This is a genomic window from Sorangium sp. So ce145, from assembly GCF_051525985.1.
GTDB classification, from domain to species: domain Bacteria; phylum Myxococcota_A; class Polyangia; order Polyangiales; family Polyangiaceae; genus Sorangium; species Sorangium cellulosum_B.
In genome coordinates this window covers 3,529,186-3,554,298 of record NZ_CP150315.1, presented here as the reverse complement: position 1 = coordinate 3,554,298, position 25,113 = coordinate 3,529,186, and the positions used below count along the sequence as shown (strand labels likewise).

Sequence of the window (25,113 nt, the reverse complement as noted above, 5' to 3'; positions counted from 1 at the left end):
ACTCGCCCTCTCACCGGTCTCCTCAGGAATCCATCGCCGCGCCGCCTCCGGGCCGCCCCGGCGCCGCCGCGTCGACGGCGGCGCGGAGCGACGTGGCGAGCGTCGGCTTGCCGATCAGCGCCTCGCGGGCGCGCTCCCTCCCCTGCCCGATGTGCTCGCCCGCGAACGACAGGTGCGCGCCGCTCTTCTCCACCACGCCGAGCTGGCAGGCGAAGTCGATGAGATCCGCCGCGCCGTCGATGCCCGCTCCCCACCGGATGTCGAACTCGGCTTCTCTGAACGGAGGAGCCATCTTGTTCTTGACCACCTTGACGCGCGTCCTGCTTCCAATGGCCTCGTCGCTCACCTTCACCGGCCCCACCCGGCGCACGTCGAGCCGTACGCTCGCGTAGAACTTGAGCGCATTGCCGCCGGTCGTCACCTCGGGATTACCGAAGACGACGCCGATCTTCTGCCGGAGCTGGTTGATGAAGATGAGCGTGGTGTCGGTGCGGTGGCATATGCCCGTGAGCTTCCGCAGCGCCTGGCTCATCAGCCGCGCCTGGAGCCCCATGTGCGAATCGCCCATGTCCCCCTCGATCTCGGCCTTCGGCGTGAGCGCAGCCACCGAGTCGACGACGATCACGTCAACGGCGCTCGAGCGCGCGAGCATCTCGACGATCTCGAGCGCCTGCTCGCCGTTGTCCGGCTGCGAGACGAGCAGCCTGTCGATGTCGACGCCGACCGAGCGCGCGTACGTGACGTCGAACGCGTGCTCGGCGTCGATGAACGCGGCGACGCCGCCCGCGCGCTGCGCCTCCCGCATCGCGTGCAAGGTGAGCGTCGTCTTCCCCGACGACTCCGGGCCATAGATCTCCACGATGCGCCCGCGCGGGTATCCCCCGATCCCCAGCGCCGCGTCGAGCGACAGGGATCCGGTCCGGATCAGGCCGATGTCCCGGGTCTCGTTCTCGTCGTTCAATGACATGATCGCCCCCTTCCCGAACTGCTTCTCGATGGTGCCGACGACGGTCTTCACGGTGCGGAGCTTCTCAGCGATCTCGGTCATCATCTCGGTCTCTCCTCTTCGACGTGCGTTCGTTGCTTGTCGCGGTTCAACGGTTGCGTGTTGAACGTGCGCGCCCCCGAGCGCGCAGACAGACGATCCAGCGCGGCCGTCGGGGCGGCCGCGATCGCGCCCGCATCTCTGCGGGCGCGGTGCTCCTTGGCCCTGCGGCGAGCTCAGGCGCCCGCGGCGGTGGTGGCGGGGGCCGGCCCGCAGGCGGCCTCGCGATCGAACAGTCGCGCGCCGATCGCCTCGGCCACGTGCGCTGCCCGCACGGCAGAGCTCCTGTCCATGTCGGCGAGCGTGCGGGCGACCCGCAGCACCTTGGTATACGCCCGCGCCGAGAGGCCGAGCCGCTCCACGGCCGACGCGAGCACGCGCGCGCCGGTCGCGTCCGGCATGGCGACGCGCGCGAGATCGCGCGGGCCGAGCTCGGCGTTGTGCGTCGCCGCCACCTCCCCCGCCTCGAAGCGCGCCCGCTGCGCGGCCCGGGCCTCGACCACGCGCGCCCGCACCGCCGCGGAGCTCTCGGGCGCGTCGAGCGACGACCGGCCGTCGGCGAGCGGCGCGCACAGGTGAGCGACGTCGACGGGCGGCAAGGAGATGTGAAGATCGATGCGATCGAGCATCGGCCCGCTCAGCCGCGCGCGGTAGGCGCGGACACGATCGAGGGAGCAGGCGCAGCGATTGCCGCGGTCGCCATGGAAGCCGCACGGACAGGGGTTGATGGCGGCCACCAGGATCGGACGCGCCGGGAACACGACGCGGGCGCGGGCGCGGCAAAGGGCGACCGTGCCCTCTTCGAGCGGCTCGCGGAGCGCCTCGAGGACGCCGCGGCGGAACTCGAGCAGCTCGTCGAGGAACAGGCACCCGTGGTGGGCCAGGGAAACCTCGCCGGGGCGGATGGGATCCCCGCCGCCGACGAGGCCCGCGGCGCTCACGGTATGATGCGGGGCGCGGAACGGGCGAATCGCGACGAGGCCCCTGTCCGGGGAGAGCAGCCCGGCGACGGAGTGGATCGCGGTGATATCGAGCGCCTCGTCGTAGGACATCGGCGGCAAGACCGTTGGCAGGCGCCGAGCAAGCATGGTCTTTCCGCTGCCTGGCGGGCCGACCATGATCAGGTTGTGTCCCCCGGAAGCGGCGATCTCGAGGGCGCGGCGCGCCCCGTGCTGGCCGCGGACCTCCGCGAGATCTGCCGCTGCAGCGCTCGGCTCCGCGTCGATCGCGGCCATGGTCCCCGCGCCCGGAAGGGGCTTGTTGCCGCGGAGGTGCGCGACGACCTGGCCGAGGTGCTCCGCGATGAGGACGTCGATGCCAGCCACGCTCGCCGCTTCGCGCGCGTTTCCCTGGGGCACGATCGCGCGCGTAACCCCCTGCGCCGCCGCGCCGCGCAGCGCCGGCAGGACGCCGCGCACGGGGCGCACCGCGCCGCTCAACGACAGCTCGCCCAGCAGGCCAATCCGGTCGAGCCCCTCGGCGGGCACCTTGCCGAGCGCTGCGAGCGCGGCGATCGCGATGGCGAGGTCGTACGCGCCACCGCTCTTCTTGAGGTCTGCCGGGGCGAGGTTCACGGTGATCACATATTCGTCAAGCTCGATGCCCAGTTGCTGGAGCGCGGCGCGGACCCGCACGCGGCTCTCGCGGACGCTCGCCTCGGCGAGGCCCACCATCTGGAAGAACGACGGACCGCGGCCCGAGTCGACCTCCACCCGGATGGGGTGCGCGTCGAGCCCGAGCAGAGAGAACGTGAGCGCCGTAGCCTGCATGCCAGAGCCCTTTCGCGAAAGGCGTGCCAGGCCGAGAGGGCGGCGAACTCAGGGAATTTCGCGGCGGGAGGGGTGGCGAACGCGGCGGAGAGGGTGGCGGCCGCCAGGGGCTCGGCGCGCGTGCCCGGAACTCCCGCCGTCGCGCCTGGCAGGCGCGCGTGAGCTCCATCATTGACATGGGCGCGCCAGGAGCACAGGGATGGATCCGAGCCGGAACGGATGCGCTGCCGTGGCGCCCCGGCGGAGGAGAGCCGACGAGGCGGAGCGGCCCTGGCCTCCCGGCCCAGCGGCCTTGACCGCCCGGCCCCGCGGCACGGGTGGCTCGACCCATCCAGGAAGACGTGCTCATGCGTGTTGCCAGCGACATCGGCGGGACGTTCACCGACCTCGTCGCCTTCGACGAGGACACAGGAGAGCTCTCGCTCGCCAAGGTCCCCACCACACCGGACGATCTCACGCGCGGCGTCCTGGAGACCCTCGATCCAGCACGGATCGAGGCCGCCCGGATACGGGCTTTCATCCACGGCACCACCTTGATCATCAACGCCCTCACCGAGCGCAAAGGCGCGCGCACTGGGCTGCTCACGACGCGGGGCTTTCGCGACGTGCTGGAGATCGGCCGTGCCAACCGGCCGGACATCTACAACTTCTCCTTCCGCAAGCCCGAGCCCTTCGTCCCCCGAGATCTCCGCCTCGAGGTCACGGAGCGGATGGACCACAAGGGCGAGGCGCTCACGCCCCTGGACGAGGACGGCGTCCGGCGCAGCGTCCGCGCGCTCCTCGACCGGGGCGCCCACGCGATTGCCATCTGCTTCCTGCACGCCTACCGGAACCCGGCCCACGAGCGCCGCGCCGCCGAGATCGCACGGGCGGAGGCCCCCTCCACGCCGGTGAGCGCGTCGTCCGAGATCACGCGGGAGTGGCGCGAGTACGAACGCACGAGCACCGCAGTGCTGAACGCCTATGTCCAGCCGCTCGCCGCCGCCTACCTGAGCGGCCTGGAGAGCAGCCTGACCGGGCTCGGCGCGGCGGGCACATCGCTCCATGTCATGCAGTCGAGCGGCGGCATCACCACGTTTCCCGACGCGCGCGCCGCGCCCATCCGCCTCGTCGAGTCCGGGCCTGCGGGCAGCGTGCTCGGCGCCATCGCCCTCGGGCAGCTCCTCGGGGAGCACGACATCATCTCCCTCGACATCGGGGGCACGACCGCCAAATGCGCTGTCCTCCAGGGCGGGGAGGCGCGCGTCACCACCGAGTACAAGGTGGAGTGGACCCCGACGTCCCCCGGATACCCCGTCATGATCCCGGTGGTCGACATCGCGGAGATCGGCGCCGGCGGCGGCTCCATCGCCCGCATCGACGACGCCGGACGGCTAGAGGTCGGCCCGCGGTCGGCAGGCGCCGTGCCGGGGCCGGCCTGCTACGGTCGAGGAGGAGCGGAGCCGACCACCACCGACGCGAACCTCCTTTGCGGTCGCATCAACCCCGCGTACTTCCTCGGCGGTCGCATCCCGCTCGACGTGCAGGCCGCCCGCAGGGCGATCCGCCGCATCGCCGCGCCCTGCGGCGTCACTGAGCCCGAGGCCGCCCGGGGGATCCTCCGCCTCGCGAACGCGATCACGGAGAGCTTGCTCAGGCGCATGACCCTCCGCCGCGGGCACGATCCGCGGGAGTTCGCGCTTATCGCTTTCGGAGGCGGCGGCTCCATGCACGCCTCGGCCCTGGCGCGCGGCCTCCGGATCCGGCGGGTCGTCATCCCTGTCGCGCCGGCGCATTTCTCGGCCTGGGGCATGCTCATGGCCGATATGCGGGCCGACATCGTCCGAACCGCGATGGTGCGCGCCCAGCCGTCGCAGACGACCGCGCTCGCCGCGCTCCTCCGGGAGATCGAGCACGAGAGCAGCGCCCGCGTCTGCCGGGGAGGGATCGACCCGGCCCGCGTCTCCACGCGCCGCTTCGCCGAGCTGCGTTATGCAGGCCAGGAGCATACGGTCAAGGTCCCCCTCCCCGCAGGCGCGCTGGATGGCTCCGCCCTGGAAGAAACCATCGAGCGCTTCCACGCGCTCCACGAGCAGCACTACACGTTCCGCCTGGACGCGGCGGTGGAGATCGTGAGCCTCCACGTCGCAGCCCTCGGCGCCGTGGACAGGCCGCGCGCGGCGCGGCTCGAGCGCTCGCCGCCGGATCCCGAGCCCGCGCGCAAAGGCGCCCGCGCCGTCGACTTCGACGAGCTCGGTATCCTGCAGAGCCCCCTTTACGAGCGTGCTCGCCTGAGGCCCGGCATGCACGTCGATGGACCGGCCGTCGTCGAGGAGCCGGCCGCGTCGACGGTCCTGTTTCCAGGAGATCGCCTCACGGTCCACGAGCAGGGCAGCCTCCTCATCGACATCGACGCCCCCGCCGGGTGAGGCGCGGCCGACCCCTGAACCGACGGAGCTGTCATGAGCACGACAACGAGGATCGATCCCTTCACGCTCGAGATCATCAAGAACGAGCTCATCGCCGCTGGTGACGAGATGTTCCACGCGCTGCAGCGGACCGCCATGAGCCCCATCATCTACGAGGTCCTCGACTACGCCGCCGGGCTCACGGACGCGCGCGGAGACCTCCTCACCCAGGGCAACGGGGTCGCCGACTTCATCGGCGCACTGAGCTTCGGCGTGGCCCACGTCCTCAACAAGCTCGGCAGAGAGCGCCTGACGAGCGGCGATATCGTCATCCTGAACGATCCCTACGCGGGCGGCGGCACGCACCTGTCCGACGTCGCGCTGATCATGCCGATCTTCCATGAGGGCGAGCTCGTTGCCTTCGCCGTGAACAAGGCGCACTGGACCGAGGTGGGCGGCAAGGACCCGGGCTCATGGACCACGGACGCGACCGACGTGTTCCAGGAAGGGCTCCAGTTCCCGGGCATCAAGCTCTTCGAGGCCGGAAGGCCCGACGAGGGGCTCCTCGAGCTCATCCGGGCCAACGTGCGCACGCCCGACGCGACGCTCGGCGACCTGCACGCCTGCGTGGGCGCGCTGCGCGTGGGCGAGCGGGCGCTGCACCGCATCCTCCGCAAGTTCGGCAAGGGCACCGTCCTCCGCGCCATGGAGGAGCTCCTCGGTGAGGGAGAGCGCAGGGCTCGCCTGGAGCTGGCGAGGCTCCCCCGCGGAACGTACGACGCGACCGACTTCATCGACGACGACGGCATCGGGAACGGCCCGTTCGAGGTGCGGGTGAAGGTGACGATCGACGACAGCTTCCTCTGCGATTTCACAGGGACGAGCGCGCAGGTGCCGGGGCCGATCAACTGCGGCCGCACCGGCCTGCATTCGGCGGTACGCCAGGCCTGGAAGGCGATCACCGATCCTCTGCTCCCGACCAATGAAGGCGTGTTCCGACCGGTCCAGGTCGTGTGCCCTCCGGGGACGATCTTCACGGCGGAAAGGCCGGCTCCCGTCTCCACCTACTGGGAGACGATGCAGTACGCGACCGATCTCGTCTGGAAGGCCCTGGCGCACCTCGCCCCGCGTCGCCTGACCGCCGGACATTTCCTCTCCGTCTGCGGCACGATCATCCATGGCATCCACCCCGACGATGGAACTCCCTTTCTCCTCGTCGAGCCGCAGGCGGGCGGCTGGGGGGCGGGCGCGGACAAGGACGGCGAGAACGGCCTCGTCTGCGCCGGCGACGGCGAGACCTACATGATCCCCGTCGAGATCTGCGAGACCCGTTACGGGCTCCGCGTCGAGCAGTACGCGCTGGATATCGTGGACGGCGGGGCGGGAGAGCGCCGCGGCGGGCGTGGCCTCGTGCGCGATTACCGCATCACGTCGGCGTGGGCTACGGTGACCGCGACCTTCGGTCGGCATCGATTCCCGCCGTGGGGGCTGAACGGCGGCCACCAGGGCTCGCCCAACTACCTGGAGCTCGTGCACGAGGACGGCAGCCGGAGAGCGATGGGCAAGTGCGCCCGTCACCTCCTCAAGCGGGGTGAGCTCTGCCGGCTCCACACCGGCACGGGCGGCGGGTACGGCGATCCCGCGCGGCGGAGCCGCGCGCGCGTGCTCGACGATCTGCGCTGCGGCTACATCACCGAGGAGCAGGCCAGGCGCGATTACGGCCTGCGCGCCGCGGAGGAGCCGGCGCCTTCGCCCCTCCGCTCCGACAAGGCATGAACCCGCGGCTTCGGTGGAGGTGACTGTTCATGCGCATGGGGATCGACGTCGGAGGGACCAACACCGACGCCGTCATGATGGACGGCGCAGACGTCGTGGCAACGGTCAAGGTGCCGACCACGGCCGACGTGAGCGGCGGCGTCCTCGAGGCTGTGAGCCGCCTCTTGGAACGAGCGCGGGTACCGGTCGGCCAGATCCGCGGCGTCATGCTCGGCACCACCCATTTCACGAATGCGCTCGTGGAGCGCCGCCGGCTGCAGGAGGTCGCGGCGGTGCGGCTCGGGCTGCCGGCGACCGCGGCGCTGCCGCCGATGGTGGACTGGCCTTGCGATCTGCGCAGGGCGCTTGGCGACCACGGGTTTCTGGCCCATGGAGGTCACGAGTTCGATGGTCGCCGGCTGTCGCCCGTCGAGGCTGGCGAGCTGCGCCGCATCGCCCGGGAGATCGGCCGGAGAGGCCTCCGCTCCGTCGCGATCGCCAGCGTCTTTTCACCCGTCAACCCCGAGGCCGAGCTCGAGGCCGCGGCGATCCTGCGGGAGGTGCTGCCGGACGCTTCCCTCAGCCTGTCGCACGAGATCGGCCGGATGGGGCTCCTCGAGCGGGAGAACGCCGCCATCTTGAACGCCTGCCTCAAGGACGTTTCGACGACGACGATCCGAGCGTTCCACGACGCCTTGGCGCGGGCCGGCGTCTTGGCGCCGCTCTATCTCACCCAGAACGACGGCACCCTGATGAGCTCCGACCGGGCGGAGCGCTATCCGGCCTTCACCTTGTGCTCGGGCCCCACGAACTCGATGCGCGGCGCCGCTTTCCTCACGGGCCTCACGGACGCGATGGTGGTCGATATCGGCGGCACCACAACCGACGTGGGTGCGCTGCGCCGCGGGCTGCCACGCGAAGCGTCGATGACGCTGCGGGTGGCTGGCGTGCGCTGCAACTTCCGCATGCCCGACGTCCTGTCCATCGGGCTCGGCGGCGGAAGCCATGTGCTCGACGGACCTCTCCGGATCGGGGCGCGAAGCGCCGGCCACGAGCTGACACAGCGAGCGCTGGTGTTCGGGGGCGACACGCTGACCGCCACGGACATCGCCGTGGCCGCAGGGTGCGCCGTCATTGGCGACCGCGCGAAAGTCGCGCACCTCCCAGACGAGCTCGTCGCACGCGCGGCGCTGCGGATCCACGAGATGGTCGAGGCCGCCATCGATCGGGGCAAGCCCGCGGCGGCGGACATTCCGGTGGTCCTCGTGGGCGGCGGCTCCTCGCTGATTTGCAGGCCGCTCCAGGGGACCTCCGAGATCATCAGGCCTCAGCATGCCGAGGTCGCCAACGCAGTCGGCGCCGCCATCGCGCACGTGTCCGGCGAGGTGGACCGGGTCGTCAACCTGGAGAGCCGATCCCGGGACGACGCGCTGGCAGAGGCGCAGGCGGAGGCGATCGCGAAGGCCTCGGCCGCAGGCGCTGACCCGGCCAGCATCCACCTCCTCGACATCGAGGAGGTGCCGCTCGCCTACCTGCCGTCCAGCGCGACCCGGATCCGGGTCAAGGCGATCGGCGATCTGCGGAACGGGTGAGGAGGATGGGATTCATGCTGGAGCGCAAGGACCTGCCCGACCTGTCCCTCGGCGCCGCCTTCCTCGGCACGGGCGGCGGCGGAGATACCTATATCGGCCGGCTGATGCTCGAGCGCGTGATGGAGGAAGGGCGCCGCGTGGAGATCGTCCACCTCGCGGAGGTGGGAGACGGAGATTACGTGATCCCTACGGGGATGATGGGCGCTCCGACCTGCCTCATCGAGAAGATACCGCGCGGCGACGAGACCGCGCTCTCGCTGCGCCGGCTGGAGGCATTCCTCGGCGTCCGGGCGACATGCACCATGCCCGCCGAGGCGGGCGGGATGAACTCGACCGTGCCGCTCATCGTGGGAGCGCAGCTCGGGCTGCCGGTCGTGGACGCCGACGGAATGGGCCGCGCCTTTCCCAACATGTACCAGGTGACATTTCATGTCCACGGCGTCCCCGGAACGCCGATGGCCATCACGGACGAGCACGGCGACACGGTGATCGTCACGGCCTGCGACAACTTCAAGATGGAGTGGATCTCCCGCGGCATCACGATCCGCATGGGAGGCTGCGCGCACACCGCCGAGTACCCCATGGATGGGCCGACGGTGCGGCGAGCGGCCATCGGTGGCACCCTGGGCGTCTGCCTGGCGCTCGGGAAGGCGATCCGGGAGGCGAACGAGCAGCACAGAGATCCGTTCGATCGCCTCGTCGGTGCTCTCCGAGAGACGCCCTACCGTCACGGCCGTGTCCTCTGGACTGGCAAGGTGGTCGAGGTCTACCGCCGCACGACAGAGGGCTTCGCCAGGGGCTGGGTGCAACTCCGGGACACCGAGGGCTCCGGGGAGACGCTGGAGGTGCTAATCCAGAACGAGAATCTGGTCGCCCGCGTCGGGACGCGCGTCCTGTGCAGCGTGCCTGATCTCGTATGCATCCTGGATCGCGAGACCGCGGAGCCGATCACCACGGAGGCGCTGCGCTACGGGCAGCAGGTGAAGGTCATCGGCGTGGCGGCGCCGCCGCTCCTGCGCACACCCGAGGCGCTGGAGGTCTTCGGGCCCCGCGCCTTCGGCATCGATCTCGATTTCGTCCCCCTCGAGGAGAGCGAGCCGTGAGCGCGCGCGACGGACGCGAGACACGCGAGACGCCGCGCGCGGGCCAGCACCACGGCCGCGGGACCACAGCGAAGGCGCGGCGCTAGGGTATGATCGGGCGCGACGACTTCCCCCTTGCCCGGGTGCCCGAGGCCGCGCGCTACCCGTGGTGGAGCGTCGCCGTCCAGCGGTTCGGCGAGCTCTCCGCGCTGTCGCAGCTCCTCCTCGGCGCCACGCTCGGCTTCCACATGACCTTCTGGGGCGCCTTCTGGGCGATAACGCTGGGTGTCGTCCTCCTGGAGGTCGTCGCGGTGCTCACCGGAATCGCCGGCCAGCGAGAGGGCCTGTCCACGTATGTCCTCGCCCAGTGGACCGGCTTGGGACGTCACGGCTCGTCTCTGTTCGGCCTGTGCACGGCGGTGAGCCTGGTCGGGTGGTTCGGTGTCCAGAACGCCATCTTCGCCAAGGGCCTCGCGGCGCTCGCCGGCACGCAGGTGCCGCTGTGGGTCTATTGCGTCCTCACCGGGGCCGCCGTCACGTTGATCGTGATTTACGGGTTCAGCTCGATGGCCTGGACCTCGTACATCACGGTTCCGCTCTTCCTCGCCCTCAGCGCCTGGGCCATCCGGAGCGCCCTCGCCCGGCACCAGCTGGCCGACCTCATATCGATGCCTCCGCCAGGAGAGCCCATGAGCATCGCAGCCGGCGCGACGCTGGTGGCCGGCGGGTTCATCGTGGGCGCGGTCCTCACCCCGGACATGACCCGCTACAACCGTTCGGCGGCCGACGTGGTAAAGCAAACGCTCGTCGGGGTGACTCTCGGCGAGTACACGATCGGCCTCACCGGCGTGCTCCTGGCGCACGCCGTCCAGAGCGCGGATGTCGTCCACATCGTGACGACGGAGGTCGGGGTCGCCGGCGCGGCGATCCTCGTAACGGCCACGTTGAAGATCAACGACTGGAATCTGTACTCGGCCTCCCTCGCCCTGGTGAACACGGTCCATCAGACGACGAGCCGACACGTCCCGCGGAGCGCGATGACGCTCGCGGTGGGTGCGGCAGGGACGGCGCTCTCGATCGCCGGGATCCTGGAGCACCTCATCGGATTTCTCACGCTGCTCGGGATCGCTTTCCCGCCTATCGCCGGCATCATGATCGCCGAATACTACGTCGTGCGCCGACATCGCGCGGTGCTCGAGCGCACCCGGTCCGCCGGCTCGCTTCCCTCGCAGGTGGAACCCCTGAGTCTTCGACCGCTCCTCGCCTGGGCAGGCGGCGTGGCGGCGGGATACCTCATCGACGCTGGCATCCCGGCCATCAACGCGCTCCTGGGCGGCTTGCTCGCCCACGTCGCGCTGAATCGGGGAAAAGCGGCTTCATGAAGAGCCCCGCCCCGCCGCAGCTACTCGGGCGCGCGATACCTCGCCACGACGATCGTGATGTCGTCGTCCGGGCTCGGGCACCACCCCTCGACCGCATCGAGGATCCGGTCGCGAATGACGCCGACAGGCTCCGTCTGGACAGCCTCGATGACGGCGCAGAGCCGCTCCAGCCCGAACTGCTCGTGATGGGCGTTCCGCGCCTCGGTCACGCCATCGCTGTAGAGCACGAGCACGTCCCCATCCCCAAGGTAGAGCTCGGCATCCCGCGTCAGCGCGCCGATCTCGGGCAGCGCGCCGATCCAGACGCCTGAGCTCGGAATGCACCCGCACCGCCGCGTCCGCGCCGAGCACACGACCACGTCGTCGTGCGCGCCCGCGAACGTGACGCGCCCGTTGCGCTCGTACCGGAGCAAGAGGAGCGTCGCGTGCTCGTCGCGCTCCAGACGATCGCGGACGTTCTTGTAGATTGCCTTGTTGAGCGCCGTGATGACCTTCGCCGGGCTCGCGGCCGGGTCGTTGCACGTGAGCGCCGATACCATGCTCTGGATCATCAGCATGATGAGACCCGCCGCGAGCCCGTGCCCCGCGACGTCGCCGATCCCCAGCCACCCGCCCCCGTTCGCCGGGATCACATCGTAGTAATCACCGCCGACCTCGGCCGCCGGCTTCATGACCGCGCAGAGGTCGAGCCCCTCGATCGAGAGCTGCTTCGGCACCAGCGTGGTCTGGATGCGCGCCGCGACCTGGCTCTCCTGACGGACCCGCTCCTGCTCCAGCCGCTCGCGCAGCTCCACCTCCCGGACGACCTGCCGGTGCAGCGCCGCGGCCTTGACCGCGGAGCCGAGCTGGAGGCGCAGCACCTCGTAGATCATCCCGCTGGCGCGGTGGTCGAGCACCGCGACGCCGAACCTCTCCTCGTCGCCGAACGCAACCGGAAGCACGATCCTGCTGATGCGCTCGTCGGCGCTCAGGAAGCCCGGGGGCGCGAGGAGGTGCGCCGGGAAGCTCACGGCCGGCACCTCCACCTCGTGGCCGTCCTCCATCACGAACAGCGGCTTCATGGTGGCGTGCTGAGCGTCGTCGTACAGCGACACGGCGACGTCCGAGAACCGCATCCTCGGCAGCTCCGACGCCAGCAACCCCTTGAGCACGGGCAGGCTCAAGCACGCGGAGAAGCCCCGCGCGCCGTAGGTGACATCGATCGCGGCGAGCTCGACGTTCAGCCGCTGCTCCCCCTCGACGTGCACGCACTCGCTCCCGATCAGGATGCGCGCAGCGTGCCAGAGCTGCTCCAGCGCTGCGTCGCCGCCCACGGGCGACCCCTGTACGCGCGATCGCAAGAGCGATATCACCCCCTGGAACTCCTCGAGGAGCACGCCCTGGCGCCTCGCCCCGTCGAGGAGCGCCTGGAGCGCGCGCAGGAAGCGCCCCTCGTCGCCCGCGAGCTCCGCCTCCATCGCGGCGAGCAGGTCGCCCGCCCAGCCGTCGAGGGCGCCGCTCGGGATCGCCACGCTGCTGGCGAGCGCGCGCTCCAGCGACGCCCGCTGATCCGCGATGGGGCGCGGAAAGCCGCGCACCGAGGGGACCGGCTGAAGGAACGTGTCGCCCGCGCGGTACCCGCAGCCGCAAGACTCGCGCTGCGTGAGCTCCACACGCGCGAGCTGCAGCGCCTCGACAGCCTCACCGTCGATCATGCGGAGGACCGTGCTCACGGCCATCCCCCCGAGCCGCTCGATCGGCTGGCGCACCGTCGTCAACGACGGCTTCGTGAAGCGAGCGATGCCGACGTCATCGAACCCGCAAACGAGGACGTCTTCGGGGATGCGGCGTCCCTCGGCCTTGAGCACCTCGATCGCCGCGAGCGCCATCCTGTCGTTGGCCGCCACCACGGCGTCGAACGCCACCCCGCGCGCCAGGAGCTCGCGCATCGCCGCGCGCCCCGTCGGGATCGTGAACCCACCGAACACGAGGAGGCGCTCGTCGCAAGGGAGCGCCCGCGCCGCAAGCGCCCTCCGGTACCCGCCGGCGCGCAGCGCGGCCTCCTCGCTGCTGCTCGGGCCGCCGATGTACGCGATGCGCCGGCACCCGTGCTCGTCCGCCATGTGCCCGACCGATATCTCGCTCCCGAGGGCGTTGTCGACCATCAGGCTAGGCACACCGTCGATCGCGGTCCCGATGCTGCACACCGGCAGCGGCGCGAAGGACCGGCAGAACGACCGCATGACCTCCATGCCGCCGTAAGGGGAGAGCGTCGACGAGGCGACGATGACGCCGTCGGCGGTCTCAGGGCCGATGAGGTGATAGAAGGTGCCCCGGTCGGCCACCTCCGGCCGGCGAGCCATGGCCGGGTCGCTGAACGCCGTCAGCAGGTTGACGTCGTGCGCCGCGGCGCCGCGCTCGATCCCGGCGCGCAGCTCGGACTGGTAGTCGCCAACGACATTGTCGATCAGAAACGCGAGCGTCCGACGCTTCCTCGTCATGGCCTCGGGCTCTCGATCATGCATCCGCGATCGAGACCAGCTCCGGGCAGATGCGATCCAGGGGCTTCAGGCTCCGGCGCTGCCATGTCCGCTTCGCGTCCGTGACGAACCGTATCCTGCATTTGAGGCCATGGCCCATCAGGCCGCAGATGAAGCCGACGAACGCCTTGAGGCAGCTCGAGCTCATGAAGCGCAGGTCGCGCACGTCGAACTCGACGGTGCTCACCGAGAGGCGCATCACCTCGCCCTCCAGCGCCTTGACGTACCTGCTGAGCGGCGGAGATGCCGCCATGTCCCCCGTGCCGGTGAGCTTGACGCTGAGGGTGTCGTCCCTCAAGGCTGGCTCGATCCCGAAGCTGTCGGTGACGACAGGATCCACGCTCAAGCAGCTCATCTCTTCTCCATCTCTCGACCGAGCGCGCGACGACCGCCGGATCGTTCCTCTGGATGCCGCAGCCGACGGCCGGTGCGATGGTCGATGCGAGCTCTCCATACTACGACGTAGTCGCGCCGGATCCAATCCCTTCCCGCAAGCGCGACGCGGGCCCGGTTGATCGCGCCACGCGCCACGTGCCACGCGTGAGTGCAGGTAGCAGATGGAAGGCGCGCACGATGCGGCGTCTCGCGGTGAGCACCGCAACATTTCGCGAACAGGCTCTCGATGCAGAGCGCGCCCGCTCGATCGCGGCATCCCGGCTCGGAGCGCGGGATGCCTCCGAATTCGTGTGGATGTCGTCCGGGCGCCTGGCGCCTCGCAGGGCAGGCGCAGGGCAGCGCGTCGATGGTCGCGCGTCGCGCCGGCGTGGTTTCAGAGCGCGCTGACGAGCGGCCCGGCGTCGCCTTCGAGCCATTGCTCGGAGATCATGACGCTCGTCGAGAGCCCGGTCTGGAAGCGGTATCCTTCCTCGATCGAGAGGATCTCGATGACCCTCCTGTCGCCGATCCGGACGGGGAAGATCACCGAGACGCTCGACGGAAAGGAACCGTCCTCGTCGGCCCTGTGCTCGCCGACCGAGACAGACTCGCCTCCGGCCCCAGCGCCGAGCGACCTCACGGCGACCACCGACGGAACGCTGCAATCGATCCGCAGCCACTCGCGCTGCCGGCGCGCCTTGCACGCGCCGCCCCTCGCGACGCGCGCGAGCGACACCTGCTCCGCGGCGTCCCACTCGGCCGCTGCCGGCCGCGCCGTCCGCTCGGGAGGCGGCGGCGTCGCCTCGAGCGCGCGCCTCTGCGGCGCCTCCGCGCCTGCTCCCGCGTCCGCCGGGCCTCCCGCGGCTCCCGCCTGCGGCCCGGCCGCCGTGCCTCCCGCCGCTCCCGCCGCTCCCGCCGGGGCGAGCACCGACTCCGCGGCCTGCGCCGGCGCGAGCGCGCCGAGCAGGACCATCCCGATCACCACTCTCTTCTTCATAACGTCCTCAAGAAGGCGGCGAGCGCCGCCTTGTCATTCCTCGACATGTGGCTGGTGCGACCCATCCGGTCCTGGTTTTCGTCGATGAGCTCTTCGAGCGTCTTCGCGGATCCATCGTGGTAATAGGGCGCTGTCCCGCCGACGAAGCGCAGCGAGGGCGTCTTGAACACCTGGCCCGCCTTCTCGTCCGCGAACCCGGGCCGCACCGCGAACCCGGGCATCGGGTAGCCCATGCGGTCGGTGTGCTCCGTCTCGGGCACGTGGCAGCGCGCGCACTGCGCCGTGTCGCTCATGAAGAGGGCGCGGCCATGCTCCTCCTGCGGCGTGAGCTTCCGCGCCTCCCTGGGCGGCGGCGCGAGGCCCACGCGCAGGAACGCGGCCAGGTGGCGCGCCCTCAGGGCGAGCTCGCCGTTGCCTAGACCACCGGGCCCCCACCGGTGAAGGCCGAACCCCTCGCGGAGGCGCTCCGCCAGGTTCTCGCTCTGGGCGTTCCAGCCATAAGGCCCCTCGGCCGACACGCGGCCCGCGAGCATGGGAGTCTGCCGGGGCACGCCGCCGCGCGGCTCCACGTCGGCCGGCTGGTTCTCGGCGGATCCGAGGAAATTGACGCTCTCGCCGCCGATGTCCATCACGCGGGCCTCGTGCCACACATGGCCGTCGTCGCGCCCGTCCGGATGGCAGCCAGCGCATCCGAGGCCGCCGCTCGTGCCCCAGTCGACCGCGTTGTAGAAGAGCTTCCGGCCAAGGGCGGCCTGCTGCGGGACCGGCGCGCCGGCCAGCGCGATGTACGGCACGGGGCTAGCCTCGAACGGAGCGTCGTCGCGGTGCTCGTCGAGGCGGACGATCGCGAGGGCGTCCGTGGAACGGCAAACCACCCACGCCATGGACTCGTCCGCGGACAGCGCGACGCCGCTGGGCGCGCCGCACAGGGTCGCCACATAGACGTCGGGGCCCGCGTGGCGGCCGAGATCGTAGGTGCGGAGCGGCCGGAGCGCCGGATCGACCGCGAGCGCGTCGAGCTCTACCAAGGTGTCGGTGCCCTCGCTGGCGACGAGCAGGGTGCGGGTGCTCTTCCGGTACACGAGCGCGCGCGGCTGGACGAACGGGGCGAGCGAGGTGTTGGGGAGCTCCAGCTCCGCGTCGTCGAACGCGGCACCGTCGAGCGCGCTCGACCGCCAGAGCGGCGCGCCCTGGCGGCGCCGGGGCGCGAGGGGCGCCTCGTCGCTCGTCATGAGGACGTCGACCGTGGAGGCGCCGAACCACGCCTGTTCACCGAGCGCGCCGAGCGCGTGGCGCGCGACGAAGAGGCGGCGGCCATCCGGCGAGAGCGCGGCCGCGTAGCCGAGCGACGCGGAGAGCGACTTGCCATGAGGAGCCCGGAAAGGCGACGGAGGGAGGGCGACCGGCCGGGCCTCGGGAGCGCCGCCCAGCGCGATCCGGGTGAGCGAAGCGGACGTCAGGTGCGTGACGTACGCGGCCGCGCCGTCCTCGCGGATCACGACGCCGCGGGGCTCGCGCGGGACATCGATGGCCCATGTCGCGGTCGCGGTCGCGAGGTCCACCGCGGAGACCTTGCCCGCCCAGGCGCTGGTGACGAGCGCCGTGCGCTCATCGGGCGTGATCGCGAGCCCCCAGGCGTCGGCCGGCAGGGGCACGCGGGCCGCTTCCACGAGCCCCGCCGCCGGATCGGGCCGCAAGATAAGGAGGAGCCCGGGATCGCGGATCGTGACGAGCACGCGATCCGCGAGCGCGAGCACCTGCGCCGGCCGCCCCGGCATGGCGATCTCGACAGGCGGCGTGCTCACGTCGACGGGGAGCGGGATGCGCCGGAGGACGGCGTGGTCCTCGTCGGCCAGATAGAGCGCGTCGTCCTGCGGCGCGCGCGCGAGCGCGCTGCCGACCCGCGTGACGGCCTGAAGCCTCGGCGGCGGCGGAGAGGCCGGCGGAGCCGGCGCCGCCGTCCCGGCGACTTCGGCGCTGCGCTCGACGGCCGGCGTATCTCTGGAAGGGCGCGAGCAAGCCGCGGCGAGGAGCGCGGCCAGGAGGAGGGTTGATGATCGGTGCTTCATCGGTCGCCCGTGCCAACGACGGCGCCTGGCATTCGTATTCCTCGGCACCGTCGGTCCCGATCCTCCGCGCATCGGCCACCGCAGTGCGGGAGGCGTCGCGGCGCCTGCGACAGCCCTCCCCTCTTTATCTTGGCGATCTTGGCGCCATGGCGGTTTCTCTGCTGATCCGGGGCAGCTTCCCGCAGTAAAGCAAGAGAACCTCTCAGCCTCGCTGCGGCGGTGTGTGTGTGACGTGCGCTGTGGTACGGTCATCGCGAGTCCCGTGGGTGGGAACCAGCGACTCGCGTGGAGCCTTGAGGAGCGTTGGTGGGACCGAGGATGGGGTGACTCGGCACATGGGAAGGTGCCGGTGCTGGCCGGCCGCGCGCGCGGCTACGCCCGCCTCGGCCGGCGCCCGGCGCCCGTCACCGCGCGATAGTCGGTGAGGAGCGACCCCAGGATCGTGACCGCCCCCGCGGCGACGTGGATCACCGCGGCGAGCGGGTCGCGCTTCGCGTAGCCGAGCGCGAACGGCGCCGCGATCGCCGACACGCCGAAGGCATGGTCGATGACCTCGTGCGCCTCGATCGGTATCCGCTTTGCCAGGCTCAGCCGGCAGTCGGTGAGCAGGGATACGAAAACGACCGACGCGCCGAGCGCGACGCCCGCGATCTTCGCGGCCTTCGTCCGCGCGGAGAGCCCGGCCAGAGCGACGATGAGCCCGTTCGAATAATCGAGGGCGGAGTGCACGTCCTCGGGGATGATCCGCGCGAGGGGCGCGGCGCCGAGGAGCGGCCTCGAGGGGATCGTCGTCGTCCGCTGCGCGTCCCGCGCGCTCGGGGCGAGCGAGGCGAGCTCCGCAGTCGGTACGTCGTCCGGCGGCAGGTAGGTCGTCGGCAGCTCGTATGCGCCCAGCGAAACGTCGGATTGTGCCATGAGGTCCTCCCGCTCTGCGCGGAGGCAATCCGCAGACCGGGGACAGGCCTCCTGCGCGGCGCGGGGCCCAGCTCTCTTGAGCTCGGCCCCCCCGCGCCGCGCCTCGCGCAGATCGCTCCGCGCGCGCCGCGCGTCCTACGGAGGCCTCTGTCCGTGCGATCCGCGATGCTAGGCTGCGCCCATGGGAGTCCGGATCATTCCTCTCGGCGGCCTCGGCGAGGTCGGGATGAACGCGATGCTGATCGAGGAGGAAGGCCGCCGCGTGCTCGTCGACTGCGGCGTCATGTTCCCCAACGACCAGGTGCTGGGCGTCGAGGTCGCGATCCCCGACCTCAGCTACGTCCGCGAGGCGGGCGGGGTCGACGCGGTGCTGCTCACGCACGGCCACGAGGATCACATCGGCGGGCTGCCGTCGCTGCTGCGCGAGTTCCCCGTCCCCGTGTTCGGGACGCGCTTCACGCTCCGGCTGGTGCGCGAGCGCCTCGCCGAGCACGGCATCGACGTGCCGCTCCGCGAGGTCGAGCCGCAACAGCACTTCGCGGCCGGACCGTTCCGCGCCGAGCCCCTCCGCGTGACCCACTCCATCCCCGACGCGGTCGGCTACGCCATCGAGACGGGCGAGGGGATCCTCATCCACACGGGCGACTACAAGATCGATCTCACCCCCGTGGCCGGCGAGCGGCTCGATCTCGGCCGCTTCGCCGAGTACGGCCGGGCCGGCGTGGCGGCGCTCCTCTCGGACTCGACCAACTCGGAGCGCGACGGCTGGTCGGTCAGCGAGACCGCGGTGGCCGAAGGCTTCACCCGGCGGTTTCGCGAGGCGAAGGGGCGCATCCTCGTCGCGCTGTTCGCCTCCAACGTCCACCGGGTCCAGAGCGTCCTCGACCTCGCCGCCCAGCTCGGCCGCAAGGTGGTGCTCGCCGGGCGCAGCCTCGCGACCAACACGCGGATCGCCGAGGAGATCGGCATCCTGCGCGTCCCGCCCGGCGTGCTCGTCGACGACGCCACGGCGGCCTCGCTCCCGCCCGAGCGCCTCGTCGTGCTCGCTTCGGGCGCGCAGGGCGAGCCGAACAGCGCCCTCGCGCGCATGGCCATGGGCGACCACCACCGGCTGCGGGTCGATCCGGGGGACACGGTGATCTTCTCGTCCCGCGCGATCCCCGGCAACGAGATCGCCGTCAGCCAGCTCGCCAACCGCCTGGCGAAGCGCGGCGCCGTGGTGCTCGATCGCGGCCTCGATCCCATCCACGCGAGCGGCCACGCGCAGGCCGAGGAGCAGAAGGTCCTCCTCGACGCCGTCCGGCCGGAGCACTTCGTCCCCATCCACGGCGAGTACCGGATGCTGCTCGCCCACGCGCGCACGGCGCTCCGGATGGGCGTGCCGGCGTCGGGGGTCTTCGTCGTCGAGGACGGCGACTCGCTGATCCTCGAGGACGGCCGGATGCGCCTCGGCGAGACGGTGAAGAGCGGGCGGGTGTGGCTCGACGCGCGCGGCGGGCTCGACGTCTCCGAGCTGGTGCTCCGCGAGCGCGAGCAGATCTCGGATCAGGGGCTCGTGATGGTCCTGGTGGTGGCCGACCGCAAGACGGGCGAGATCTTGCGCGGCCCCGATCTCCTCGGGCGCGGCGTGGCGCACTTCGAGGAGGGCGGCCCGCTGTACGCCGCCGCGCTCGACAGCGCGCGCGACGCGCTCGCTGCGCTGTCCCCCGCGGCGCGCACGCTGGCGCCGGCGCTGGAGGACGCGCTCAGCCGCGGCGTGCGGCGGGTGTTCCGGCGCGAGGCCTCGCGGCGCCCCGCCGTGCTCCCGCTGGCCGTGTTGCTGTGAGGTCCGGCGCCTCTCGGTCAGGCGGGCCAGGCGAACCGGACGGCCCGCGCGGCCCAGGCGCCTGGCCGCGCTGACAGGCGATCTGGAGTGAGCGCGGCTGTCGTCGACGCTGGATCGCGCGGACCGGCGGAGCTCCTTTGTTCTGTCGCCGCATGACCGGCGTCGCTCCATGGTCCATCCTGGGGGGTTGCCCTCAGGCCGCGTGTCCCGGCGAGCGCCCGAGCCGATCACCGCGCGACGCGGCATCATGGTGGAGCAGGCGAGATGAACGAGAGTCCCACGAGCTCGCGCCTCCTGGGCGAGGCGGAGACGACGATCATGGAGGGAAGGGGCGCTGTCGCCGAGACGCGGGCCGAGGAGCCGATCGGCGCCGATACCCGCCCTCCCCCGTCGTCGCGGCGGGGAGCGCCCACGAGCCAGCGAGCCGCCCCGCCGGCGCGGCCGAGCGAGGACGTCGCCGCGGTCTATCTCCAGGAGATCTCGGCAAGCGCGCCGCTGAGCCGCGAGCTCGAGGTGGAGCTCGGCCGTCGTATCGAGTCGGCGGAGCGCGCGATGATCGAGGCCTGGGTCGCGTCGCCCGTCGCGCTGCGGGCGCTCGCGGCGCTGGCGGACGATGTGCGGGCGGGGCGGGTGGACATGAGCGATCTGCTGCTGAACGCGGACGGAGGCGACGCGCCGAGCGACGCGACGTCCGTGAGGATGGCGCGGCTGCTCGGGCTCGCGCGGTCCCTGGCGGAGGCCGGGCGGACGGAGGCGAGCGGGCAGCGAGCGCGCGCCGCGCTCTCGGCCGGGCTCTCCGACGTGCGCCTGAGCCCCCGGGTGGAGGAGCGGATCGAGCGCGCCCTGAGCGCGGCGATCCCCGCGGTCGACAGGCTCGGGCGCCAGGCGATCGAGGGGACGCTCTCGGCGATGCGCGCCGCCCGCCGGGAGGCGGCGGAGGCGAGGGCCGAGATGGTCCGCGCGAACCTGCGGCTCGTGGCGGCGGCAGCCCGGCAGCTCCGGCACCGCGGCGTGCCGCTGCTCGACCTCATCCAGGAGGGCAATCTCGGGCTGATCCGGGCGGCGGAGAAGTTCGATTACCGGCGCGGCTACCGGTTCAGCACGTATGCGATGTGGTGGATCAAGCAGGCGCTCTCTCGCGCGCTGCTCTATCAGGGCCAGGTCATCCGGGTGCCGGTCCACATCGCCGAGACCCGGCGCCGGGCGCTGCAGGCGCGGCGGGAGCTCGAGCAGGAGCACGCGCGCGAGGCGGCGCCCGAGGAGGTCGCCGAGCGGAGCGGGCTGTCGATGGAGAAGCTCCAGGCGCTGCGGGAGATGGCGCTGCCGCCGGTGTACCTCGACGCTCCGGTGGGGGACGACGACGGCGCGCGCCAGGGTGACTTCTTCGCGAGCGAGGGCGCCGCGCCGGACGAGCTCTTGGTCCACCGCCGCCTGCACGCGCAGGTCTCTGCGCTGCTCGAGTCGCTGACGCCGCGCGAGCGCGACGTGCTGCGGCTCCGGTTCGGCCTCGACGGCGGGCAGCCGCACACGCTCGCCGAGATCGGCGGCATGTTCTCGGTGAGCCGCGAGCGCGTCCGGCAAATCGAGGAGAGCGCGCTGAGCAAATTGCGGACGCTGTCGCGGAGGCAGGCGCTGGAGACGCCGCTCGGCGGCTGACCGGCGCTGCCGTCGCGCCGGCGCCTCGACCCCGGCTCAGCGCGGCGAGTCGCCGTGGCGGAACTCCGCTGTCGCCTCGTCGAGCCGCGCCTTGAGCTGCGGATCGAGCGCGAGCTCGGCCGCGGCGAGCGTGGCGTCGAGCTGGTCCGGCCGGCTGGCGCCGATGATGGCCGACGTGACGGCCGGGTTGGCGAGCACCCACGCCACGGCGACGGTCGTGAGCGACTGGCCTGCTTCGGCGACGATGCCCGCGAGCTTCTCGACGGTCGCGAACGCGCGCTCGTTCCAGTAGCGCTGCTGGTAGATGGACGCCGCCACGCCGAGCGTGAAGCGGGTACCCGCCGTCGGCTCGCCGCGGCGGTGCTTGCCCGTGAGGAACCCGCCGGCGAGCGGGTTGTACGGGATGACGCCGAGGCCCTCCTCCTGCGCGAGCGGGAGCAGCTCGCGCTCGATCTCCCGGAACAGCAGCGCATAACGCGGCTGCACGGACACGAACCGCGCAAGCCCGCGCACGTCGGCGCGGCCGAGCGCGCGCGCCAGGCGATACGCCAGGTAGTTGGACACGCCGATGTACCGCGCCTTGCCCGAGCGAACGACGATGTCGAGCGCCTCCAGCGTCTCGTCGATCGGGGTGTCACGATCGTCGGAGTGGAGCTGATAGAGATCCACGTAGTCGGTGCCGAGCCGGCGCAGGGAGGCGTCGATCGCGTCCAGGATGTGCTTGCGGGAGGCGCCCTGATCCCACGCGTTCGGGCCGACCCGGCCGACGCACTTGGTGGCGAGGATGAAGCGGTCTCGCTTGCCCTTGAGCCAGCGGCCGACGATCTCCTCGGTCCGCCCGGCGGCCTCCAGACCGCCGCCCAGCGGATACACGTCGGCCGTGTCGAGGAAGTTGACGCCGGCGCCCGCGGCCTTGTCGAGGATGGCGCGGGAGGTCTCCTCGTCCGTCTGGAAACCGAACGTCATCGTGCCCAGGCACAGGCGAGAAACGGTGAGGCCGGTACGGCCGAGTCGGGTCGTCGGGATGCTCATGATCTTCCGTTGGTGCTTTGGCTAGGTTTGCGTGAGGCGTCGAGCTGGCGCCCTCGTCTTCAGCTCCCGCGCGTGGCGCGGGGCCGTCGGTTCAGGCCTCAATAATAGATCGGCCCGACGCTGCCACCGCCGGCGACGACGGCGTCGCCGTTGATGGCGACGCTCCTCGGCGAGGCGAGGAACGCGACGACCCACGCGACCTCGCGGGAGTCGACGATCCGGCCGATGCTCACCGAGGCGGCGAGGTCCTTCTCGGGCTCGGGCCGGGTGCGCTCGGTGCGGGTCGCGCCGGGGTGCACGACCGTGACGTTGATCCCCTTCGGGCCGAGCTCGTCCGCGAGGTTCTTCGTGATCGCCGCCACGCCGACGTTCCGCAGGGTGGCGACCGGGCGGCCGGCCTTGCGCACGGCGAGCCCGCCGATGTTGATGATGCGGCCCCAGCCGTTCGCGATGAGGTGCGGCGCGACGGCGCGCGCGGTCCGCAGGTAGCCCACGACCTTGATGTTGATGTCCTCGATCACCTGCGCGTCGACGATCTGGTCGAGGCGCGTCGCGGTCGAGATCCCGCCCGGCACGGCCGCGTTGTTGACGAGGATATCCACGCCGCCCAGCGCGGCGACCGCGCGCTCGACGAGCGCGTTGACCGAGGTCTCGTTGCCGGTGTCGACAACCAGCGGGACGACGCGGCGGCCCGTCTCCGCCGAGAGCTCCGCGGCGGTCGCCTCCAGCTTGTCCTTGCCGCGCGCGGCGATCACGACATCGGCGCCTTCCCGCGCGAGCTCCCGCGCGATCGCCTTGCCGATACCGCGGCTGCCGCCGGTGACGATGGCCCGCTTGCCGGTGAGTTCGAGATCCACGATCAGCTCCTTCCATCGGCGGACACGAGATCGTGTGTCTTCTCGCGCCGAGGGAGCCGCGCCTGAGCACGTTTCATTCCACCCCGCGCTTGCCCTGTGTTCGCAGAGTGGATGGCGCGCGCCGGGCGGCGTGTCTGCTTCGCAGGCAGCAGCCTGCTGGCGACGTGCTGCGGGCGGAGCAGCTCGCCCATCGCCGAGGCGCGAGGAGCGAGCGCGGGGCGCGCGAGGGCGCCCTGCGCGAGCCCGCCGAGGCGGCGCAGGCAGCCGCTCGGCGCGGCGGCGAGCCGTCCGAGAGGGCGCGGGTCACCGCGACCGGAGCCGGTCGACCACCGCGAGCACGCCCGCCGCGATCGCGAGGATCGGCGCGAAGATCACGCCGCCGAACCACGCCAGCGCGTAGGCGATGCCGAGCAACGGATCGCCCCCACCGTTGGGCGGGGGCGTGCCGCTCAGCACGGACACATGCTCGCGCAGGCCGAGCATGTGGCAGGCAGCGAAGGCCGCGATGAGCACCGCGGCGCCGAGGGCCAGCTGTCGGCTCACGGGGCACCTCCCGCGCCGGCGATCCGCTCCCAGAGCGGGCCGAAGCTCAGCGCGTAGAGCAGCGCCGCGTCGCCGACCTGGTTGCTCGCGGCGTACCGCAGCCGGTCGCCCTCGCGGATCGGGAACGCCGCGAGTTCGAGCGACGTGAGAAGCCCCCCGAGGTACGGCGCGTCGCCGAAGGCCGCGGCGCCGAGCAGCGCGAGGCCGCTCGATCCGGCGCTCGCCCCGACGAGCGGCACGATCGGGCCCGAGTCCACGTCCTCCGGGCCGGCCCACGAGCGGGGCCACTCGCGCGCCCAGCCGAAGCCGAGGAGCTCCGCCCCGAGCTCGCGGCGCGCCCGCGCGTACTGATCGCGCGCGAAATCAGGGTCGATCAGGAGCAGCGCGTGCGCGACCAGCCAGAGGGACGAGCCCTCCGGGCCGTCCAGGATCCTGCCGTCGTGGGTGTAGCTCGACACGAGCAGCCCCGTCTTCGGGTCCAGGAGCCGGGCGCGCGCCGCCGCGAGCCAGCGGCGGCCGAGATCGAGGCCGCGGCGCTCGCCGTGCAGCGCGTCGGCCATGCGCATCGCGGAGAGGGCGAGCGTGTTGCAGAAGGTCCAGCACTCGTCCGGGTAGCTCTCGGCCGACAGCACGGGGCTCCGTTCCATGCGGGACCGCATCTCGGCGACGCGCGCGTCGAGCTCGGCCTCGTGATCGGCGCGGCGCGCGACCAGGGCGCGCGCGCCCAGCATGAGCGCGATCTCGCCGTCCACGAAGAGGCTGCGCGCAGGCTGCTGCACGAACGGCCGCCGCGTGGCGTACGGCATCATGAAGTGCAGCATCCCCCGCTCGCGCTCGATCGCGAGGGTCTCGTCGACGATCCGGTCGATGACGGCGAGGTGGCGCGCCTGGGCGCCCGGATCCCGCAGCGCGGCGTTGGCCAGGCCGAGGACGAGGAAGGTCCGGCCCATGAAGTCCCACTCGGCGTTCGCGGCCCGCATCCGCGCGAGCGCCGCGTCCTGCGCGGCGCTGTCCTCCTCCCAGAGCGAGAGCTGATGCGCGAGCAGCGCCTGGCCACGCGGCGAGAGCGCGCCCGAGGCGCGGTGCTCGCCCGGCTCGCTCCGGAAGAAGAGGTGGAGGCACGGGAACCATACGGCCGTGGCGACCAGCAGCGATAGCGCGGCGGCGCCGAGCCGGCGCAGGCGGCCCGCCGCCGCGGGGCGAACGACGACGCCGGCGGTGGAGGAGAGGTCGGTCATGGGACGGAGCGTGGCGCGGCGCCGTGGCCGGGCTGCGCGCGAGATGTGGCGGATCGGAGGAGGCTCCGGGGATTT

General features: G+C 71.9%; 18 protein-coding genes. 7 read left to right on the top strand and 11 right to left on the bottom strand.

The features are described from left to right. Window positions 1–22: 22 nt before the first annotated feature. Window positions 23–1,051, bottom strand: coding sequence for a recombinase RecA (gene recA, locus WMF34_RS13660; RefSeq protein ID WP_012235256.1), 1,029 nt, complete (start codon window positions 1,049–1,051; stop codon window positions 23–25). A 170-nt stretch (window positions 1,052–1,221) separates the two neighbouring features. Next, on the bottom strand, window positions 1,222–2,814 hold the full coding sequence (locus WMF34_RS13655) for a YifB family Mg chelatase-like AAA ATPase (protein WP_437993538.1): 1,593 nt from the start codon (window positions 2,812–2,814) through the stop codon (window positions 1,222–1,224). A gap of 347 nt (window positions 2,815–3,161) precedes the next feature. Here WMF34_RS13655 and WMF34_RS13650 point away from each other — a divergent pair, with 347 nt between their 5' ends. The 5 genes from WMF34_RS13650 (at window position 3,162) to WMF34_RS13630 (ending at window position 11,012) form a co-directional block, all read left to right on the top strand. After that, window positions 3,162–5,222: a hydantoinase/oxoprolinase family protein gene (locus tag WMF34_RS13650; RefSeq protein WP_437993537.1), complete on the top strand. Its 2,061-nt coding sequence runs from the start codon at window positions 3,162–3,164 to the stop codon at window positions 5,220–5,222. 33 nt (window positions 5,223–5,255) lie between these two features. Further along, on the top strand, window positions 5,256–6,977 hold the full coding sequence (locus WMF34_RS13645; protein ID WP_437993536.1) for a hydantoinase B/oxoprolinase family protein: 1,722 nt from the start codon (window positions 5,256–5,258) through the stop codon (window positions 6,975–6,977). Between the two features lie 29 nt (window positions 6,978–7,006). Further along, window positions 7,007–8,548 carry a hydantoinase/oxoprolinase N-terminal domain-containing protein gene (locus WMF34_RS13640; protein WP_012235252.1) on the top strand — a complete coding sequence of 514 codons (1,542 nt, stop codon included), beginning with the start codon at window positions 7,007–7,009 and terminating at the stop codon, window positions 8,546–8,548. A 5-nt stretch (window positions 8,549–8,553) separates the two neighbouring features. Next, a complete protein-coding gene (locus WMF34_RS13635) occupies window positions 8,554–9,651 on the top strand; it encodes a DUF917 domain-containing protein (RefSeq protein WP_437993535.1) in 1,098 nt (365 codons plus the stop codon). An 89-nt stretch (window positions 9,652–9,740) separates the two neighbouring features. After that, entirely contained in the window at window positions 9,741–11,012 is a 1,272-nt protein-coding gene (locus tag WMF34_RS13630) for a purine-cytosine permease family protein (protein WP_012235250.1), read from the top strand. Between the two features lie 20 nt (window positions 11,013–11,032). On the opposite strand, the gene WMF34_RS13625 is transcribed toward WMF34_RS13630, so the two are convergent. From WMF34_RS13625 to WMF34_RS13605, 5 genes are all read right to left on the bottom strand, one after another. Then, entirely contained in the window at window positions 11,033–13,492 is a 2,460-nt protein-coding gene (locus WMF34_RS13625; protein ID WP_437993534.1) for a SpoIIE family protein phosphatase, read from the bottom strand. A 16-nt stretch (window positions 13,493–13,508) separates the two neighbouring features. Further along, on the bottom strand, window positions 13,509–13,886 hold the full coding sequence (locus WMF34_RS13620; RefSeq protein ID WP_012235248.1) for a hypothetical protein: 378 nt from the start codon (window positions 13,884–13,886) through the stop codon (window positions 13,509–13,511). Between the two features lie 414 nt (window positions 13,887–14,300). Beyond that, window positions 14,301–14,903 carry a hypothetical protein gene (locus WMF34_RS13615; RefSeq protein WP_437993533.1) on the bottom strand — a complete coding sequence of 201 codons (603 nt, stop codon included), beginning with the start codon at window positions 14,901–14,903 and terminating at the stop codon, window positions 14,301–14,303. Next, complete coding sequence (locus WMF34_RS13610) at window positions 14,900–16,972, bottom strand: hypothetical protein (RefSeq protein WP_437993532.1); 2,073 nt, start codon at window positions 16,970–16,972, stop codon at window positions 14,900–14,902. The genes WMF34_RS13615 and WMF34_RS13610 overlap by 4 nt, the downstream gene beginning before the upstream one ends. 372 nt (window positions 16,973–17,344) lie before the next feature. Then, the gene (locus WMF34_RS13605; RefSeq protein WP_437993531.1) at window positions 17,345–17,887 is read right to left on the bottom strand and encodes an SPW repeat domain-containing protein; all 543 of its coding nucleotides are present in this window, start codon (window positions 17,885–17,887) and stop codon (window positions 17,345–17,347) included. Between the two features lie 181 nt (window positions 17,888–18,068). Between WMF34_RS13605 and WMF34_RS13600 the strand changes: the two genes are divergently transcribed. Further along, window positions 18,069–19,712: a ribonuclease J gene (locus tag WMF34_RS13600; protein WP_044964795.1), complete on the top strand. Its 1,644-nt coding sequence runs from the start codon at window positions 18,069–18,071 to the stop codon at window positions 19,710–19,712. A 264-nt stretch (window positions 19,713–19,976) separates the two neighbouring features. Then, window positions 19,977–21,368 (top strand): sigma-70 family RNA polymerase sigma factor, encoded by a 1,392-nt coding sequence (locus WMF34_RS13595; protein WP_437993530.1) that lies wholly within the window; start codon window positions 19,977–19,979, stop codon window positions 21,366–21,368. A gap of 36 nt (window positions 21,369–21,404) precedes the next feature. Here the strand turns inward: WMF34_RS13595 and WMF34_RS13590 are convergent, their stop codons facing one another. The 4 genes from WMF34_RS13590 to WMF34_RS13575 all read right to left on the bottom strand — a co-directional run bounded on the left by WMF34_RS13590 (window position 21,405) and on the right by WMF34_RS13575 (window position 25,038). Then, the gene (locus WMF34_RS13590) at window positions 21,405–22,400 is read right to left on the bottom strand and encodes an aldo/keto reductase (RefSeq protein WP_437993529.1); all 996 of its coding nucleotides are present in this window, start codon (window positions 22,398–22,400) and stop codon (window positions 21,405–21,407) included. A 98-nt stretch (window positions 22,401–22,498) separates the two neighbouring features. Further along, window positions 22,499–23,257 carry an SDR family NAD(P)-dependent oxidoreductase gene (locus WMF34_RS13585; protein ID WP_012235241.1) on the bottom strand — a complete coding sequence of 253 codons (759 nt, stop codon included), beginning with the start codon at window positions 23,255–23,257 and terminating at the stop codon, window positions 22,499–22,501. A 303-nt stretch (window positions 23,258–23,560) separates the two neighbouring features. Then, window positions 23,561–23,800 (bottom strand): hypothetical protein, encoded by a 240-nt coding sequence (locus WMF34_RS13580; RefSeq protein ID WP_437993528.1) that lies wholly within the window; start codon window positions 23,798–23,800, stop codon window positions 23,561–23,563. Then, entirely contained in the window at window positions 23,797–25,038 is a 1,242-nt protein-coding gene (locus WMF34_RS13575; RefSeq protein ID WP_437993527.1) for a hypothetical protein, read from the bottom strand. The genes WMF34_RS13580 and WMF34_RS13575 overlap by 4 nt, the downstream gene beginning before the upstream one ends. Window positions 25,039–25,113: the final 75 nt, after the last annotated feature.

Coding starts and splice junctions, on each gene's coding strand:
- WMF34_RS13650 (WP_437993537.1), top strand. CDS start 3,162: ATGCGTGTTGCCAGCGACATCGGCGGGACGTTCACCGACCTCGTCGCC.
- recA (WP_012235256.1), bottom strand. CDS start 1,051: ATGATGACCGAGATCGCTGAGAAGCTCCGCACCGTGAAGACCGTCGTC.
- WMF34_RS13625 (WP_437993534.1), bottom strand. CDS start 13,492: ATGACGAGGAAGCGTCGGACGCTCGCGTTTCTGATCGACAATGTCGTT.
- WMF34_RS13595 (WP_437993530.1), top strand. CDS start 19,977: ATGAACGAGAGTCCCACGAGCTCGCGCCTCCTGGGCGAGGCGGAGACG.
- WMF34_RS13635 (WP_437993535.1), top strand. CDS start 8,554: ATGGGATTCATGCTGGAGCGCAAGGACCTGCCCGACCTGTCCCTCGGC.
- WMF34_RS13640 (WP_012235252.1), top strand. CDS start 7,007: ATGCGCATGGGGATCGACGTCGGAGGGACCAACACCGACGCCGTCATG.
- WMF34_RS13605 (WP_437993531.1), bottom strand. CDS start 17,887: ATGGCACAATCCGACGTTTCGCTGGGCGCATACGAGCTGCCGACGACC.
- WMF34_RS13615 (WP_437993533.1), bottom strand. CDS start 14,903: ATGAAGAAGAGAGTGGTGATCGGGATGGTCCTGCTCGGCGCGCTCGCG.
- WMF34_RS13655 (WP_437993538.1), bottom strand. CDS start 2,814: ATGCAGGCTACGGCGCTCACGTTCTCTCTGCTCGGGCTCGACGCGCAC.
- WMF34_RS13620 (WP_012235248.1), bottom strand. CDS start 13,886: ATGAGCTGCTTGAGCGTGGATCCTGTCGTCACCGACAGCTTCGGGATC.
- WMF34_RS13630 (WP_012235250.1), top strand. CDS start 9,741: ATGATCGGGCGCGACGACTTCCCCCTTGCCCGGGTGCCCGAGGCCGCG.
- WMF34_RS13600 (WP_044964795.1), top strand. CDS start 18,069: ATGGGAGTCCGGATCATTCCTCTCGGCGGCCTCGGCGAGGTCGGGATG.
- WMF34_RS13645 (WP_437993536.1), top strand. CDS start 5,256: ATGAGCACGACAACGAGGATCGATCCCTTCACGCTCGAGATCATCAAG.
- WMF34_RS13610 (WP_437993532.1), bottom strand. CDS start 16,972: ATGAAGCACCGATCATCAACCCTCCTCCTGGCCGCGCTCCTCGCCGCG.
- WMF34_RS13575 (WP_437993527.1), bottom strand. CDS start 25,038: ATGACCGACCTCTCCTCCACCGCCGGCGTCGTCGTTCGCCCCGCGGCG.
- WMF34_RS13590 (WP_437993529.1), bottom strand. CDS start 22,400: ATGAGCATCCCGACGACCCGACTCGGCCGTACCGGCCTCACCGTTTCT.